This window comes from Thiobacillus sp. (genome assembly GCF_024708915.1).
Window position 1 is genome coordinate 1 of sequence record NZ_JANJXQ010000207.1, and the last position, 15,667, is coordinate 15,667.

General features: G+C 61.9%; 15 protein-coding genes. 6 read left to right on the forward strand and 9 right to left on the reverse strand.

Going from position 1 to position 15,667, the window contains the following annotated elements:
* Positions 1 to 371 precede the first annotated feature (371 nt).
* The 3 genes from Q0L94_RS14025 to Q0L94_RS14035 all read left to right on the forward strand — a co-directional run bounded on the left by Q0L94_RS14025 (position 372) and on the right by Q0L94_RS14035 (position 3,229).
* Positions 372 to 1,652: a fatty acid desaturase gene (locus Q0L94_RS14025; RefSeq protein WP_296754293.1), complete on the forward strand. Its 1,281-nt coding sequence runs from the start codon at positions 372 to 374 to the stop codon at positions 1,650 to 1,652.
* Between the two features lie 70 nt (positions 1,653 to 1,722).
* Positions 1,723 to 2,094, forward strand: coding sequence for a group 1 truncated hemoglobin (locus Q0L94_RS14030; RefSeq protein ID WP_296754296.1), 372 nt, complete (start codon positions 1,723 to 1,725; stop codon positions 2,092 to 2,094).
* 67 nt (positions 2,095 to 2,161) lie between these two features.
* On the forward strand, positions 2,162 to 3,229 hold the full coding sequence (locus tag Q0L94_RS14035; protein ID WP_296754297.1) for a 2Fe-2S iron-sulfur cluster binding domain-containing protein: 1,068 nt from the start codon (positions 2,162 to 2,164) through the stop codon (positions 3,227 to 3,229).
* A gap of 93 nt (positions 3,230 to 3,322) precedes the next feature.
* Here the strand turns inward: Q0L94_RS14035 and Q0L94_RS14040 are convergent, their stop codons facing one another.
* The 9 genes from Q0L94_RS14040 to cysB form a co-directional block, all read right to left on the reverse strand.
* On the reverse strand, positions 3,323 to 4,081 hold the full coding sequence (locus tag Q0L94_RS14040) for a glucose 1-dehydrogenase (protein ID WP_296754299.1): 759 nt from the start codon (positions 4,079 to 4,081) through the stop codon (positions 3,323 to 3,325).
* Between the two features lie 163 nt (positions 4,082 to 4,244).
* Positions 4,245 to 5,255, reverse strand: coding sequence for an NAD(P)-dependent alcohol dehydrogenase (locus Q0L94_RS14045; RefSeq protein ID WP_296754302.1), 1,011 nt, complete (start codon positions 5,253 to 5,255; stop codon positions 4,245 to 4,247).
* A gap of 178 nt (positions 5,256 to 5,433) precedes the next feature.
* On the reverse strand, positions 5,434 to 6,606 hold the full coding sequence (locus Q0L94_RS14050) for a hypothetical protein (RefSeq protein ID WP_296754305.1): 1,173 nt from the start codon (positions 6,604 to 6,606) through the stop codon (positions 5,434 to 5,436).
* A gap of 269 nt (positions 6,607 to 6,875) precedes the next feature.
* Entirely contained in the window at positions 6,876 to 7,058 is a 183-nt protein-coding gene (locus Q0L94_RS14055; RefSeq protein ID WP_296754306.1) for a (4Fe-4S)-binding protein, read from the reverse strand.
* A gap of 158 nt (positions 7,059 to 7,216) precedes the next feature.
* Entirely contained in the window at positions 7,217 to 7,750 is a 534-nt protein-coding gene (gene fae, locus Q0L94_RS14060; RefSeq protein WP_296754308.1) for a formaldehyde-activating enzyme, read from the reverse strand.
* Between the two features lie 125 nt (positions 7,751 to 7,875).
* Entirely contained in the window at positions 7,876 to 9,072 is a 1,197-nt protein-coding gene (locus tag Q0L94_RS14065) for a cytochrome c peroxidase (RefSeq protein ID WP_296754311.1), read from the reverse strand.
* Complete coding sequence (locus tag Q0L94_RS14070; protein WP_296754313.1) at positions 9,069 to 9,767, reverse strand: SCO family protein; 699 nt, start codon at positions 9,765 to 9,767, stop codon at positions 9,069 to 9,071. Before Q0L94_RS14070 ends, Q0L94_RS14065 begins: the two co-directional genes overlap by 4 nt.
* A gap of 94 nt (positions 9,768 to 9,861) precedes the next feature.
* Entirely contained in the window at positions 9,862 to 11,250 is a 1,389-nt protein-coding gene (locus Q0L94_RS14075; RefSeq protein WP_296754315.1) for a selenium-binding protein SBP56-related protein, read from the reverse strand.
* 510 nt (positions 11,251 to 11,760) lie between these two features.
* The gene (gene cysB / locus Q0L94_RS14080; protein WP_296754318.1) at positions 11,761 to 12,735 is read right to left on the reverse strand and encodes an HTH-type transcriptional regulator CysB; all 975 of its coding nucleotides are present in this window, start codon (positions 12,733 to 12,735) and stop codon (positions 11,761 to 11,763) included.
* Between the two features lie 450 nt (positions 12,736 to 13,185).
* Here cysB and Q0L94_RS14085 point away from each other — a divergent pair, with 450 nt between their 5' ends.
* The 3 genes from Q0L94_RS14085 to Q0L94_RS14095 all read left to right on the forward strand — a co-directional run.
* Positions 13,186 to 13,530, forward strand: coding sequence for a TusE/DsrC/DsvC family sulfur relay protein (locus Q0L94_RS14085; RefSeq protein ID WP_296754320.1), 345 nt, complete (start codon positions 13,186 to 13,188; stop codon positions 13,528 to 13,530).
* A 75-nt stretch (positions 13,531 to 13,605) separates the two neighbouring features.
* Positions 13,606 to 15,282, forward strand: a complete 1,677-nt coding sequence (locus Q0L94_RS14090; RefSeq protein ID WP_296754323.1) for a nitrite/sulfite reductase — start codon at positions 13,606 to 13,608, stop codon at positions 15,280 to 15,282.
* On the forward strand, positions 15,282 to 15,667 hold a 386-nt coding region (locus Q0L94_RS14095; RefSeq protein ID WP_296754326.1), incomplete at its 3' end, for a DUF934 domain-containing protein. The genes Q0L94_RS14090 and Q0L94_RS14095, both read left to right, overlap by 1 nt.

Here is a 15,667-nt window from a genome sequence, read left to right on the forward strand (position 1 = left end):
GGCGGCGTTGCTCGTCGTTGCCATAGAGCCGGCTATGTCGCCCACCCGCAAGGGGTAGGCCGTGGTTGTAAAGCCGATAAATCGGCAACAACCACGCTCTCCTCGCGCCTTGCCCTGCGAAAAAATCCATCCGTTTCATTATGTCCCCCTATTTCTGAGTCACGACACTAGCGCCTGGCGCGCTGCGTAGTATTACCCGGTTTGGGCCGGAAACACCGTAGAACCACGCATACGCCCGTATTTTCTCGGATTTCCGGCAGCCGCTCCTGTTTGTATAAATCCCTCGAACGCCGAATTTGCATGCATGGCAGGCATGCCGAGACAGCGTTACAACCACGCCACGAAATCTTGAGGGAAAAAGGAGCGACACCATGCGCAGTCTCATATTCGGACATCTCGTCTATCTGTACACGCCGATCGGCATTCTGGCCACCATCGCGGGCATTCTTGCCGGCGGCCCCTGGGTCTGGGTCGGCATCGGCATCTTCGGCTTCAACATCCTGATGGATACCCTGACCAAGGGCGTCCACACCCGGGGTGCCGCGGTCAACAAGCAGGGTCAGCCGGTCGGTTCGGCGGGCGTGCTCAACCTGATGATGTACGTGCAGCTCTTCAGCTTCGCCGCACTCCAGATCGCGGTGGTCTGGCGCATCTACCAGTACCTCGCGGGCGTGCCCATCGAGACGATGACGTGGAACGGCATCGCCTACCAGAACGGCATCACCGGCTGGGAGCTGTATGCAGTCGTCGTCGGCGCGGCCATGCACCAGGGGCTGGGCATCATCTTCGGCCACGAGCTGTCGCACACCAAGGGCATCGGCTTCCTGATCTCGCGGATGATGATGGGTCTGTCGGGCGTCGCAGCCTTCTGCTACGCGCACGTCTACAACCATCACCTCGAACTCGGCCGCGCCTGGCTCGGGCCCGAAGGCAACAAGATGATGGACGACACCGATCCGGCCACCGCGCCGCGCGGTCGCGGCCTGTACAAGCACTGGGTCGTCTCCACGTTCGGCCAGTCCTACTTCGGCTACCGTACCGAGCAGCGCCGGCTGAAGCGCATGGGCAAGTCCTTCCTCTCGCCGTCCAACCGCTGGATCCGCGGCTACCTGCTGAGCCTGCCCACCGTGGCGCTGTTCGGCGGCGTCGGCTATCTGGCCAGCGGCGTGGAAGGTGCGCTGTTCTCCCTCGGCTGCATGCTGGTGATCTGGGTGATCTCGTCGTTCGAACTCGAAGCGCTCAACTACATGGAGCACTACGGCCTCATCCGCGTGAAAGGCCAGCCGATCGAGTACCGCCACTCGTGGGACAACGACAACGTCTTCACCAGCTGGGCCTTCATCGAGATCGGCCGCCAGGCGGATCACCACGACCGCGGCGAGACCCACTTCTGGGAACTGTCGAGCGTCGGCCAGCCGTCCTCGCCCGCGGGCAGCCCCAACGCGATGATGGGCTACTACAGCGAATTCGTGCTGGCGCTGGTCCCGCCGCTGTGGCACGCCGTGTACAAGAAGAAGCTCGCCATCTGGGACCGCGATTTCGCGTCGCCCGAAGAGCAGAAGATCGCCCGCGAAATCAACCGCAAGGTGGGTTACGAGGTCAATCCCGATACCGTTCGCGACCGCAAGCTGGAAGTGAATTACGCGTTCTGACGCGCCAACGCCGGCCCGTTCGCGGGCCGGCCCGATCACGGCAGGCACGCCTGCCGGCAAGGAGACGAAAATGAGTGAAACCGCAACCACCACCCTGTACGAACGCCTCGGCAAGCGCCCCGGCATCGAGGCGATCGCGCGAGACATCTTCCACAACCACTCGACCAACCCGATCGTCAAGAACCGCTACGTCAACAGCGATCCGGAAAACGTGGTCCGGCTGGTGACGGAGATGTGCTGCGCCGGTTTCGGCGGCCCGGAAACCTACACCGGACGCGACATGATCACGACGCACACCGGCATGAACATCAACGAGGTCGAGTTCGTCGCGGTGTGCGACGACGTGCTGGCCGCACTGGACAAGAACAGCGTCGGGCAGAAGGAGAAGGACGAAGTCCTGTGCATTCTCTATTCGCTGAAGAGTCAGATCGTCCACCTGTAAGCCCCTGCGCGTCCGGGTGCAAAGCGGCGTCCGGGCGCGACGAACCAGAGAAGAGAGGAGTGCCGTCATGTTCGGATTCTTCGCCCGCAAGGGCCCGTTCAAGGCGAGCGTCGCGCCCAGCGGCGCCAGTTTCGAAGTCAAGCCCGGCGACAACCTGCTCAAGGCCGCGCTCGACAATGGCCTGCCCTGGCCGCACAACTGCCGCGTCGGCAGTTGCGGACAGTGCCGCTGCCGCCTGAAAAGCGGCAAGATCAAGGCGCTCAACGATTTCAGCTACGTCCTGTCGGGCGAGGAAATGGACGACGGCGTCATCCTGGCCTGCCAGACCAGCCTGCGCAGCGACGTCGAGATCGAAGTCGCCATGGATCAGCCGCCCATGCAGTTGTCGCAGCCCATCACGGCGACCGGCGCGATCGCGGACATGCGCGCGCTCACCCATGACATCGTCGAGGTCTGCATCCAGCTCGACGCACCGCTGCCGCCCTATCTGGCCGGCCAGTACGCCGAGCTGACGGTGCCGGGCGTGATCGAGAAGCCGCGCTCGTATTCCTTCGCGGCCGCGCCGGACAGCGAGCGGCCGGACCAGGTGCGCTTCTTCATCCGGCACGTGCCGCAGGGAGAGATGACCGGCTGGCTACATGCCGCCGACCGGCGCGGCCAGCGCGTGAGCGTGACGGGCCCTTACGGCTCGTTCTGGCTGCGGGAGTCGTCCGCCCCCATGATCTGCGTGGCGGGTGGCAGCGGCATGGCACCCATCAAGGCGCTGCTGGAGCAGGTCTCGCAACAGGGGTTTCAGCGCAAGGTCACCTACGTGTTCGGCGCGCGTACGCAGGACGACCTGTACTGCCTGGACGAGATGCACGCGATCAAGGCGCGCGGCAACGGCCATTTCAATTTCATCCCGGTGCTGTCGCGCGAACCCGAAGGCAGCGAATGGTCCGGCCTGCGCGGCAACTGCGTCGACATCCTGTCGCCCGACGCGCACGATCTGCCCAACAGCCACGCCTATCTGTGCGGGCCGCCCGGCATGGTCGATGCCGCGATAGCCTGCCTGACCAAGGCCGGCGTGCGCGAAACGCACATTTTCTACGACAAGTTCCTGGACGCGTCGCACACGCCCTCGGGCCGGGGCTGAGCCGGCCTGCCCGTCCGGGGCGGGCACCGGACGGGGGCGGCGTCCGCATCGCCGCTACGATCCGCGCGCCCACCTGCGTGTGCTGCGAAGCTGCTAGACAGTGGTGTAACCGCCATCGATCAGGTAATAGCTGCCCGTTATGAACGACGCATCATCCGAGAGCAGAAAGCACACGAGAGAGGCGACTTCGTCCGGACGGCCGAGTCGGCCCAAGGGATGGCGAGCAACCAGGCCTGCGCGAGCGTCGCTCGGGAGATTGTCCAGCAGCGGGGTGTCGATATAACCCGGGCCGACACAGTTGATCCTCAGGCCCTGAGGCCCGTATTCCGCCGCCGCGTTCTTGGTCAGTCCGACGACTCCGTGCTTGGCTGCGGTATAGGCACCATTGCCGATAGCGGCCACGGTGCCGTGTATGGATGCCATATTGACGATCGCGCAGCTTGCCGGCCCTGCGTCCAGCATCGCGGGGATCTGGTAGCGCATCCCATACAGGACGCCGTTGAGATTGATGTCGATGACACGGTCCCAGTTGGCGAGGTCCGTCTCCCCCGCGGGCGCCTGTGCGCCCCCGATGCCGGCGTTGTTGACTGCGTAGTGCAAGGAACCGTAGGTGGCGATTGCGTACTGCACGACCTTTGCGGACTCCTCCGCGACGCTGGTGTCCTGCTGGATGGCGCTTGCAACGCCGCCGGCCTTAACAATCTCCGCAGCAACACGCTGCGCTGCCGCAAGATTGATATCGGTCAGCACCACCTTCGCCCCCTTCGCGGCGATAGCCTTGCCGATGGCCTCTCCAAGCCCCGAGCCTCCGCCAGTCACAATCGCCACCTTGCCGTCGTATGGTTGTTTCATGATTTACCTCCGAATTAAACATCGATCGTACGCCTTGCTGGTCTTCGTTTCCGCTCCGTGTCCGTCCAAGGTTTGAACTCAGCCGCCGGCAGCCCGCGTAGCGCGATGGCGGTCGGCTGCAGCACATTGTCAGGCACGCATTGGCACGGGTCCAGCAATCAACTTATATGTCCAGGATAATCTTGCCGAAATGCTGACCGGATTCCTGGTAGCGGAAAGCGTCGCCGAGGGCATCCAGATCGAAATGTCGATCAACGACCGGCTGCAGACCGTTCGCGTCGATCGCCCGCACCAGATCTTGTTGATTCTTGCGACTGCCGACGACGACCGATTGCAGGCGCACCTGCCTTGCAAGGAGCAGCGGTATGGGCAGCGTGGCTTCCATACCGCCGATCAGGCCAATCGACGCGATATGTCCGCCGGTACGAACGGCATGCAGGGATTGCACCAGGGTTGACGGGCCACCGATATCGACAACGATATCGACGCCGCGCCCGCCCGTCAGTTCGCGTACCGTTCCGCCCCAGGATGAATCTTCGCGGTAATCGACGAAGAAATCCGCACCCTGCGCCTTGGCGCGCGCCTTGCCGGCCTCGCTGGACACGGTGGCAACCACCGTGGCACCCAGCATCTTGGCCAATTGCAGGGCAACGGTGGAAAGCCCACCGCCACCTTGCACCAAAACAATATCGCCAGCCTTGATCCCGGCATCTTGCACCAGTGCCCGCCACGCCGTCGTTGCCGACGTCGGCAACGTTGCAGCCTGCGCATGGCTCCATCCTTTGGGCGCAAGCGTGAATGAAGTAGCCGGCGCGGTCACTGCTTCCCGTGCGTAGCCGTCGACGCCATCGCCCGGCACGGTGGAGAAATCGTGTACATTGGGCTCCCCTTGCAGCCAGGTCGGGAAAAACGTGCTGATCACGCAATCACCGACCTTGAACTCACTGACCCCATCACCCACTGCAACCACTTCACCAGCGCCATCGGCCATTGGAATACGAGGGACGTCATGCGGTACGGCACCCGTCACCACGAGCAAATCATGGTAGTTCAACGAGCTGGCCTTTAGCCGGACGGTGATTTCGCCAGCTTGCGGTGGCGGTGCTTCGCTGGTTCCGATCACAATGCGATCATAGCCGCCGCCAGGTTGTAACCAGATTGTCTTGTTCTGCATGTTCATCTCCTCCCCACTTTTTGTGGATAAATCGAACCGAGTCTTGATACCTGATCATCCAAGCGCCCCTTGGAAGTAATGTTAGAACTCATTTGAAATTGAGTAACTCGTTAAGCATCTCGTTTGCCTTGGTGACCTATGCCGGCGGCCTGCTGGATAAAGCCGGGACGAGTGGCGTTCAGATCTGGAACTGCACCCCGACGACGAACCTGTCCAGCTCGGTATCGGGCGCCGGGCGGTCGTCCGCGGTCTTGGACCAGAAGGCCGACAGCCGGGCGTCGTGCCCGCGGATCACATAGTTCAGTCCGGCATCGAACACCTCGACCGAGGAATCCGACGCGCTGCGGTCGAAACGCTGGTAGCGGACGAAGGGCTGCATCTGTCCGACACCGAGCCTGCGCGGAAACAGGAAGGCCGCCGTGGCCAGATAGCCCTTGCCATCGATCAGCCCGCCCACGTTGTCGTTGGCGCCCGCCGCGGCCGGGCAGGCCGGCGCCCCCGGCTCCCCGCTGCCGCAATCCGTTTTCCCGCCCAGATCGTAATCGTAATAAGCGCCCTCCAGCGTCAGCACCCCGCCGCCCGCCAGCTTCCGCTCCAGCAACAGGTCGAGATTCATGCCGAGGTAGTCGCCCGGATTGTCCGCCAGCCCGACGCCGTCGCGCTGGAACATCCCGGCGAAGCCGAGCGTGAGGATGTCGGCCGCACCGTGATACGTGCTGCCGGTGTAATAGGCGGACGCGGGTTCCGCATCGCGGAAAGCGTAGGCGACGCGCCAGCTATAGAGCGGGTTGCCGGAATCGCTGGAAGCGCCGGCGTAATCGTTGTGTCCCTTGAAGGCGCCGAGCACGTAGGTGAACTTGTTGTCCACGAGCCTGCCCCAGGCGGCCAGACCGTAATCCCGCCCCAGCGCCCGGCTCGGATAGCGCGAAACGACGGGGAAGTCCCAGACGTTGAGATAGAAGACGCCGTCGAGGTCGGGGCGGTCGAACGCGGGCGCGATGCGGCCGAGCCAGACATTGAATTCGGGCAGCGGCTCGTATTGCACGTAGGCGTCCAGAACGCGCAGGCCATCGGGCATGTCGTCGACGCCGTCGCGGTCGAAGTTGAGCGTGGCGCCGAGCGTGCGGCTTGCGCGTCCGCTCATGTAGAGGCGGACGTTGTCGACGACGAGATCGTCGCTGCGGCCGCCGCCGGGCGACGCGTCTTCCGCCGACCGATAGCTGAACCGCAGGCCGGCGCCGATGCTGAAGGATGCGTCGTCTCCGAGGTCGAACGTGGCGGCCTGGCTGCCGGCGCCGGCCAGCCCCAGCAGCCAGAGTGCGAACAGGGATGAAAGCCGGTTGAGAAGCATGTCGCGTCCTTGTCGAGGGCGCCGGAAACGCCGAAGGCGTGCGCGCCGTGCCGGCGCGTTTTCTCGCGACACCCCGGAGGGACGGGCCGATTCGGGCGCATGCCTTTGTCGCAAGCCGCTTGCAGTGAACGACACTGCGCGCACCCCGTTTCGCGGTCTGCATCCCGAATCGGTCGCGTCGCGGGCGTGAAATTAGCGTTAACACGCCCTAATCCGGCTTGCAGCGTCTTTCCGATTGCATGCCGGCTTGTGCCGGCATGCCCGGCCGGTCAGCCGGCTTCGATTTTCAGCGCCTGCGAAGGGCAGGCGTCGACGACCTGACGAACCTGTTCGGCGCTGGCGTTTTCTGGCTGGATAACGAACTGGCCGTTTTCGACCTTGAAGACTTCGGGGAGCGTTTTCACGCAGTTTCCGCTGTGACAGCAGGCTTGGTCATTCCATACGACTTTCATGGTCCTTCCTCCTTTTGTGGCAAGAGTGTGGCGGATGCCGCATACGGCGACACCCTCCGTATTCTTGGGCGCGGCGGGCGGGAAGGCTATTGGGGAAAGTACGCAGCAGGGCGGGTGGATACGCGGGGTGCGCAGCCCTGAAAGCCTTTCAGGGGCGCTCAGGCTTCCGGGTCGTACATGTCGTGAGTAATCGTGTGGCGGTTGGCGATCAGTTCGTCGATCGAGGGCTCGTCGTTGAGCGCGCGCTGGATAGCCAGCTTGGTGGCTTCGTAGTTGGTGCGGTAGAGATCCTTGTGGTCGAGATCGGGATCGGTCTCGCAGCGCGGATCGATCCACACCAGGCTGACGATGCACAGATCGTTGACCTGCTCGCGCGGCAGGATGCCCTCGATGACGCAGTCGAGCACGGCGTCTGCTGTCGCGGCCTGCACCGTGCCGCCGAACAGGTCGACGTAGGCCATGCTTTTCATGGTGACCTTGGGCACCATCAGCGTGGCGGGGCGCACCTGCTGGTTGCAGGCACGGATGGCGAACATCCGGGTGTGGCCGGCAGTCTGGCCCATCATGTTGGCGAAGGCGTGGCCAACCGGGCCGTCGACGCTGCCGATGAGGATTTCGGGCATGGCGTCGGTGTACTGGCCTTCGCGGGCGAGCACGGTGGCCTCGCCGGTCTTGAAAACGATCTTGTTCAAGGCGCTTCCTTTCAAAAGAGGTGGGGTATCGAGGCAAGCACAGCGCGCCGCCGGTTGCGGCAGTGCGCTGCGATTCGAACGCGAGGCGCAAAGGCTTCCGGGTGAGCCGGGCCGCTTGCCGCCGTTCAGGGGCGGCTGTTGCCGATGCTCTCCATGTAGAAATCGCTCGGATCCTGTTTCGGCACGGCATAGTTCTCGCGCGCCCGGCGTGCGTCTTGCGCCAGCGCGTCGATGTTGTCCCCGGTCAGGGTCTTCATGAACGCGACGAGATCCGCCTTTTCTTCTTCCGTCAGATTGAGCGGAAAGATCAGGGGGGACTTGTCTTCATTGTCCACGCCGCCCTTGTTGTAGAACTCGACGACCGCCTCCAGGGTGGAGAAAGCGCCGTCGTGCATGTAGGGCGCGGTGATGGCGACGTTGCGCAGGGAAGGGGTCTTGTACGCCCAGCGATCCTTGGGATCGAGCGTGACCTCGTAGCGTCCGACGTCGGGCAGCGGTTTCTCGAAGTCGTCCAGTTGTTCGTCGCTCACGTCCACGAACACCCCCGGCGCAAGCTGCACTTTGTGAATGATTTTTTCCGGCGCCATGCTGCGTTGCCAGCCGTGTCCCGTGTTGTAGAACTTGTGGTCGGTGAAGAGGGCGTGCTTCTCCCCGACGGTGTGGCAGGCGATGCAGCTTCCCTTGCCGCGGAACACGTCGAATCCCCGCTGCTCGCTGGCATTGAGCGCATTCTTCTCGCTGCCGTAGTACCAGCGGTCGAAGCGGGAATTTCCCGACACCATGGCGCGCTGATAGCTCGCCAGGGCGAATCCGATGCGCTCGGCCGTCGCTTCGCCGCCGAAAGCGGCCTCGAACCGCCCCTTGTATTCGGGCATCATCTTGACCTTCTCGACGACGTAGCCGATGGACGGCATGTTCATCTCGTTCTTGGCGAGCAGCGGTGCCCAGACCTGGTCCTCGAGATGGAGTTCGCGGCCTTCATGAAACAGGCTGCGCTGGTAGCCGACGTTGTATATGGCGGGCGAGTTGCGGCGCAGGCTGCGTCCCTGCAGGCCGATGGCGGCGCCCAGTTCGTGCGAGGTGAAACCCTGCTCGGGGACGTGGCACATGGCGCACGACATGACGTTGTTGTGCGACAGGCGGCGATCCATGAAGAGTTTTCGGCCCAGGTCGATCTTTTCCTGGGTCAGCGGGTTGGCCTCGGGAATGAACAGCGCGGGCAGGCCCAGCGGCGGCGTCAGATTCACAGGCGTGCCGGCCGAGATGGCGAGCGGGAGCAGCAGACCCGCGGCCGCGAGTCCGATCGGGAGGACGTTCTTCATTTCAGTGTTGCCCCGTCTTCGAGAAGGAGAGTCAGAATGTCGTTGTAAACGACGTCCGGGTTCAAGTATGAAGCCGTATAGATTTCGCGCACTTCTCCGGCGCGATCTATCAGGAAGACCTTCAATACATGGCTCATGGTCCCAAGCGCTTGCCCGGTCTTGGGATCGAGATCGAAGTACACATCCTGCCGGTAGGCGTCCAGGATGGGAATCAGTTCGCGCAGCGAGGCCGTCGTCAGAAAATCCCACTGTACGCCCTTCGCGGCCTTCGCATCCGCGCCGGCATAGAGCTTGAGCACTTCGGGCGTATCCCGTTCGGGATCGAACGAGAGGCTGACGAGACGGGTTTTGCCGGTGAGTTGGGGCTGCTCGCGTTCCATCCGGTTCTTGAGCAGGTGGAACACCGTATAGGCGTAGGGGCAGCCGTTGGGATCGGCGCAACTGGAGTAGATGAAAGACAACAGGGTGACCTTGCCGCTGCCGAAGGAATCGGCGAGTGCGCGGGTACGGCCTTCGGTATCCAGAACCTGGCCGCTGGCGGCGTGCTGGATTTTTTGCAGGGTATAGGTTCCCGGTGGATTGACGTCGTAATCGAAAATCAGCTCGCCGCTTGCATCGGGGTCTTTGACCGGGACGGCGGCCGCATGGCCAGGAAGAGATGCGCAGGCCAGGGAAAGCGGAAACAGCAGAGACAAAAGAAACTTGAAAACTCCCCGCCCCCGCGAGGGGGGAGGGAGTGCCCGTATCACGATAGTGGCACTCTGGTATGACATGGCAACCTCCAGGCGTTTATTTGCCCAACAGATCGGTCAAGGCAAGCTTGTCCTGCGTGTTCGCACCGTCGAGCCTGGCCTGCAGGGGCTGCAGCTCTTTCAGGTTGATCGCCTGGAACTTCATGTGGTGAGCGCGACCGAGCTTTTCCTTGTAGAAATCGATCGAGAATGCTTCGGCAAGTTCCTTGCCGTCCCAGTGATACATCTTCAGGAGCTGGTCGTCACCCTTGCCCTTCTTGTCCCAGTTGCCGAGCAGCGACGTGGTGAAATACACACGCTTGCCGTCGAAGGATTGCGACACCATGTTGACCTGCGAGGCAATTTTTTTCTTGTAGGTCATCTTCGGCTTCAGGGGGTCGGAGAAATCCCAGTACTGCGCCACGCCATCCAGGAAGGTATTGGCCCACAAGCCCTTGCCGTCGGCGCTGAGCGAGATATCGACGGGTAATGGGACGGGGCTTTCGGTCTGGATGGTGCCCACGTCGTAGGCCTGCCATTCCTTGTTGCCGTCCTGCTTGACGACCCACAGCTTGCCGGTCAGCGCAGCCGCGGTAACGGCCCAGTTGTCGCCTTCCTTCAGCGACCAGCGGATTTCCAGCGGCGCGCCCGGCACTTCGAAGACCTTCTTCGGCTGCAGGGTCTTGGCGTCCCAGAGAACCATGGTCTTGCCGAAATGCTTCATCGCCTCGGGGTCTTTCGCCATCTTGCCAAAGTCCATCATGTAGTTGTTCCAGCCGGTGAAGCTGGAGCTCAGCAGCACGCTCTGCTGCGGGTTGATGCCCAGGTCGTAGCCGTAGCCGTCGGCGGCCACGCCCTTGAAGGTGCCGGTCGGCATGTCGATCGTGTTGATCAGCTTGCCGTCGTTGTTGTAGACGGCCAGACCGGTGCGGCCGCCGTGGTCCTTGGTGTTGGACAGCGCCTGGATCAGCATGCGGCCCGGCAGGGCGTAGAAGGTGTGCGGGCCGACGAAACCGGTCTTCTCGGCGAAGTCGGCGATCGTCTTGACCAGCTTCGGCTTGGCGGGGTTGCTGTGAATGTCGAAGATGAAGATCTTGTTCGAATCGAGCGCGCCTGCCCACATGTAGCGGCGGTCGTCGGTGAAGCCCATGTGGTGCGCTTCGCCGCGGTCGCCCGTGGAGAGCGAGGCAATGACTTTGCCGAAGGTCTTGGAACCGGGGCGGACGTCGACGGTGACGAGCTTGTCGGAACCGTCGCCCATGCCTTCAACTCCCAGCGTCCACACGTAGACGAGGTCTTCCTGACCCTTGATCAGCGGGGTGAAGGGTGAGTTGCAGGTCTCGTCGGCGTGCGAGAGGCTGGGCAGGGCGACAACGCCCAAAGCCACAGTGGCAGAAACGGCGGCCACCAGGGCCCGCAGAGAGAAGCGGTTGTTACATTTGGACATATCAGTCTCCTTAAACCTAAGTCTTTGAATTGGGAAACGTACAAGCGCAACGCTCCTTGACCCATCATCAGGCGGCTGGAGTGAAGTTCGCAGCCTACATAAAGCAACATGCGTTCCAGAAATTATTTAGTATAAAAATCAGAATGTTCCGTGTTTTTTTAAGGGTTTACCCTATGTTCATTTACCGATGAATGATCATGTTACGTGGGGGGATAGGGGTTAACCCGCAGTCGGATTGAACTGAACGATTCGTGACAATGTGACAATGTGTCGCACATTCAGGCCACGCTGCAGTCAGGCCTTTGGCTGAAAATATGAAATGAATCGTGCCTGGCTGCTTGAAGCCGCCGCAAACCGCCTCTGGTTTCCGTGCCTTGGACTACCGTAAAACGCGACGTCTTTACACTATCGCCTACGGCCGTTGGTGCGAAGATTCAAAATCCGGCCTATGGCGATTCGACGGCAATGTGTCTGTCAGGACAGGCCATGAAACCATAGCGGTAACGTAGACTAATAATCCCGAATGGCCAAAGTCGCGAACAACTCGTCCCGCTCGGCTGGCGTACTGGCCTTCGTGGCCTGGTCTACCACTTCCCGCGACAGGTGACCGGAAAAAATCCTGATGAAGTCGTAATGACAGGCGCGCAGGAACAGGCCCTTGCGGAAACCGATGCGGGTGATGCTGGGCTCGAACAGGAAGCTGGCATCCAGAAAACCGAGGTCGCCATCAAGGCTTTCATCCTGCGCCATCTCGGCCAGAATACCCACTCCCAGCCCCAGACGGATGTAGGTCTTGATCACATCCGCATCGGTGGCGGTCAGTGCCACACGGGGCACAAGCCCGCGCTGCTGGAAGGCATCGTTGATGTGGGAGCGGTCGGTGAAACCGAACACATAAGTAAGAATGGGGTATTCGGCCACTGCCTCCAGCGTCAATGGCGCAACATTCTCCAGGGCGTGCCCCCTCGGTACGACTACAGCGCGGTTCCAGCGATAACAAGGCAACATGATCAGTTCGTCGAAGAGATGCAGGGATTCCGTGGCGATGGCAAAGTCGACCCCGCCACTGGCCGCCATTTCTGCGATCTGGGCCGGACTACCCTGATGCAGATGCAAGCTCAGTTCCGGATAGCTGCGCCGGAAGGCGCGGATGACAGGCGGCAGCACGTAGCGAGCCTGGGTGTGGGTCGTGGCGATGGACAGTTCACCGCTGCCCGGATTACTGAATTCGAGTGACACCCGCCGGATAGCCTCCACGTTGGCGAGGGTGCATTCCGCCAGCTCCATGACCGCCCGCCCTGCTGTGGTAAACCCGGTAAGCTGGCGTCCTGAGCGCTCGAACAGGGGCACGCCCAGCTCTTCCTCAAGCAAACGGAGTTGTTTGCTCAAGCCGGGCTGCGACTTGAAAAGCCGCTCGGCCGCGCTGGTGACATTGAACCCGCTGCGGGCCAGGGCTAGAAGGTAGCGCAGTTGCTGTAGCTGCATGAGAACATTCCTCCTGGATCGGGCACATCTGATTCGGCGCCTGCCGATGTCTTTGGCCGGATCGTGGACAGCCCTGCCGCGGGCCCGGCTGATCGCTTGTCAACCGGTTTGACACGCAAGATTAATGCCGGCTTCGACGCAGCGCAGGCCGCTGGCGGTGATGGCTTTTGGCCCGGGATGGGGACGGAAAAAATGGCCTGTCGTGGGCGTTCCTGTCGGGGTACTCCCTGGCTGCAGCAAGAAGTTCTCAACGGTCTGGCGACTTCCGGCGCCACCATCCCACCGTCCGACCATGCGTGATTGATATGCGCTGGCGGCCGGATCGAAACATGGCACAAGGCTTTTTTGCGGCCATAGCTTTCAGTCATGAAGCCATGATCAATGATGATTTTACTGCGCCACGCCGGCTCGTTAACCTGCAAATCCGATTCACCGACAAGGAATTGCGCCATGAATGCCGCCCTGACCCTGCTGCAGCCCTTTGCAGACGATATTTCCGAATGGTTCGACACAGACGGTTATTTTGTGAGACCGCATTTGTGGACGAGTCAATTGGCGGAGCGCATCGCACTGGAGGAGGGCATTCCTGCGCTTACCCGGCAACACTGGCAAGTCATCGATCACGTGCGCAACCGCTATTTCGAACTGGGCAGCTTGCCGGTAATGCGCCTGGTGTGCCGTTCAACCGGGCTGGATCGCCACAAGGCCCACAAGCTGTTTCTGGGTTGCAAGAGCCTATGGCGCGTAGCCGGTCTGCCCAATCCCGGAGCGGAAGCCTCCGCCTATATGAACTGACCCGCCTTCTGGCCGGCGGCTGAGCCTGATCGCCAAACCCGATAAAGCATTTTCAGGCCCGACGAGAGAAGTCCAATGTACCAATATGACGAATACGACCAGCGTATCGTTGACGAGCGCGTCGTGCAGTTTGCCGATCAGACCGCCCGTTTTCTTGCCGGCGAACTGAGTGAAGACGAGTATCGCCCGCTGCGCCTGCAAAACGGCCTGTACATTCAGCGTCATGCGCCGATGTTGCGCGTCGCCGTCCCCTACGGCAACCTGCGTTCGGATCAGCTACGCATGTTCGGCCATATTGCGCGCACCTACGACCGCGGCTACGGCCACTTCAGTACGCGCCAGAATGTGCAGTTCAACTGGCCGAGGCTGGAGTGCGTACCGGAAATTCTGGGTCTGCTCGCCACGGTACAGATGCATGCCATCCAGACTTCGGGCAACTGCATTCGCAACGTCACCTCCGATCCCTTCGCCGGTGTCGCTGCCGATGAGCAGTTCGACCCCCGGCCGTGGTGCGAAATCGTGCGCCAGTGGAGCACCTTTCACCCCGAGTTCGCATTTTTGCCGCGCAAGTTCAAGCTCGCTGTCAATGGCGCCGCGCAGGATCGTGCCATCATCCAGGCCCACGACATCGGCCTCGATCTCGTCCGCGACGCCGATGGCAATACCGGCTTCCGCGTACTGGCGGGTGGCGGCCTCGGCCGCACGCCGATCCTTGGCGAGGAAGTGTCCGCCTTCGTGCCCTGGCAGCAGATCCTCAACTACTGCGAGGCCATCCTGCGGGTCTACAACCTTCATGGCCGCCGCGACAACGCCTACAAGGCGCGCATCAAGATACTGGTGAAATCGCTCGGCGTAGCGGAGTTCGCGCGCCAGGTGGAAGCTGAATTCGCACTGATGAAAGACGGCCCTTCGACACTGACGCAGGCGAAAATGGAACGTGTGGCCAGCCGTTTCAACGACCCGCTACTCCCTGAGCTGCCAGTAAACGAGGCTGGCCATATGGCGCACCTGGCAGGCAGCAAAGCCTTTGCCAACTGGGTTGAACGCAACGTGCGTGCGCACAAGGTGCAAGGTTACGCCAATGTGGTTCTGTCCCTGAAGAAGTCCGGCGTCGCCCCCGGAGACGTTACCGCCGATCAGTTCGACGCCATAGCCGGTCTGGCCGACCAATACGCTTTCGGCGAGGTGCGTAGTACGCATGAACAGAACCTGGTGCTCGCCAGTGTGCGCCAGGCCGACCTGTTTGCCGTGTGGCAAAAGGCACGCGATCTCGGTTTGGCAACCCCCAATATCGGCCTGCTTACCGATATGATCGTCTGCCCCGGCGGCGACTTCTGCGTGCTTGCCAATGCCAAGTCGATCCCTATCGCCAAAGCCATCCAGCAACGTTTCGACGATCTTGACTACCTGCATGACATTGGCGAGATCGCACTCAATATCTCCGGCTGCATGAATGCCTGCGGCCACCACCACGTCGGACACATCGGCGTGCTCGGCGTCGACAAGCATGGCGAGGAGTGGTACCAGGTGGCGATAGGCGGCGACCAGGGTAACGAAGCCGCGCTCGGCAAGGTCATCGGCCCGTCGTTCACTGCCGCGGAAATGCCGGACGTGATCGGCGCGCTGCTTGGCCACTATATCGACCGCCGCCATGAGGACGAACGTTTCATCGACACCGTCCGCCGGATTGGCATCGAATCTTTCAAAACGCGCGTCTATGCCGAACGTCTCGAAGCCATGGAAGTCTGCTGATGCCTCCAATCATCAAGGACGGCCGTATTCAGGATGACGCATGGAAAGTGCTGCGTCCGGGCGAAAGCGACGATGCGGCGACGCTAAAGGTGCCTGCCGGCCGTGTGATTGTGCCGTTGGCGGTGTGGCGCGCGCAGCGCCCGTACCTGAAAGGCCGTGCAGAAGCGGGCGCGCTCGGGGTATGGCTTGCCGGGGACGCGGAACCGTCCGGATTCGCCGGCGATCTGCCCCTGCTTCAGCTGGTCGCGATCGACTTCCCGGCGTTCACCGATGGCCGCGGTTACTCGATAGCCGTGCTGCTGCGTTCCCGCTATGGCTACACCGGCGAATTGCGTGCAATCGGTGAGGTACTGCGCGACCAGTTTTTCTTCATGATCCGCTGCGG

Excerpts from the sequence above, each read along its gene's own strand:
- Q0L94_RS14055 (WP_296754306.1), bottom strand. The coding sequence starts at position 7,058 with ATGAAAGTCGTATGGAATGACCAAGCCTGCTGTCACAGCGGAAACTGC.
- Q0L94_RS14075 (WP_296754315.1), bottom strand. The coding sequence starts at position 11,250 with ATGTCCAAATGTAACAACCGCTTCTCTCTGCGGGCCCTGGTGGCCGCC.
- Q0L94_RS14065 (WP_296754311.1), bottom strand. The coding sequence starts at position 9,072 with ATGAAGAACGTCCTCCCGATCGGACTCGCGGCCGCGGGTCTGCTGCTC.
- Q0L94_RS14090 (WP_296754323.1), top strand. The coding sequence starts at position 13,606 with ATGTACCAATATGACGAATACGACCAGCGTATCGTTGACGAGCGCGTC.
- Q0L94_RS14040 (WP_296754299.1), bottom strand. The coding sequence starts at position 4,081 with ATGAAACAACCATACGACGGCAAGGTGGCGATTGTGACTGGCGGAGGC.
- Q0L94_RS14035 (WP_296754297.1), top strand. The coding sequence starts at position 2,162 with ATGTTCGGATTCTTCGCCCGCAAGGGCCCGTTCAAGGCGAGCGTCGCG.
- Q0L94_RS14025 (WP_296754293.1), top strand. The coding sequence starts at position 372 with ATGCGCAGTCTCATATTCGGACATCTCGTCTATCTGTACACGCCGATC.
- Q0L94_RS14050 (WP_296754305.1), bottom strand. The coding sequence starts at position 6,606 with ATGCTTCTCAACCGGCTTTCATCCCTGTTCGCACTCTGGCTGCTGGGG.
- cysB (WP_296754318.1), bottom strand. The coding sequence starts at position 12,735 with ATGCAGCTACAGCAACTGCGCTACCTTCTAGCCCTGGCCCGCAGCGGG.
- Q0L94_RS14030 (WP_296754296.1), top strand. The coding sequence starts at position 1,723 with ATGAGTGAAACCGCAACCACCACCCTGTACGAACGCCTCGGCAAGCGC.
- Q0L94_RS14085 (WP_296754320.1), top strand. The coding sequence starts at position 13,186 with ATGAATGCCGCCCTGACCCTGCTGCAGCCCTTTGCAGACGATATTTCC.
- Q0L94_RS14045 (WP_296754302.1), bottom strand. The coding sequence starts at position 5,255 with ATGCAGAACAAGACAATCTGGTTACAACCTGGCGGCGGCTATGATCGC.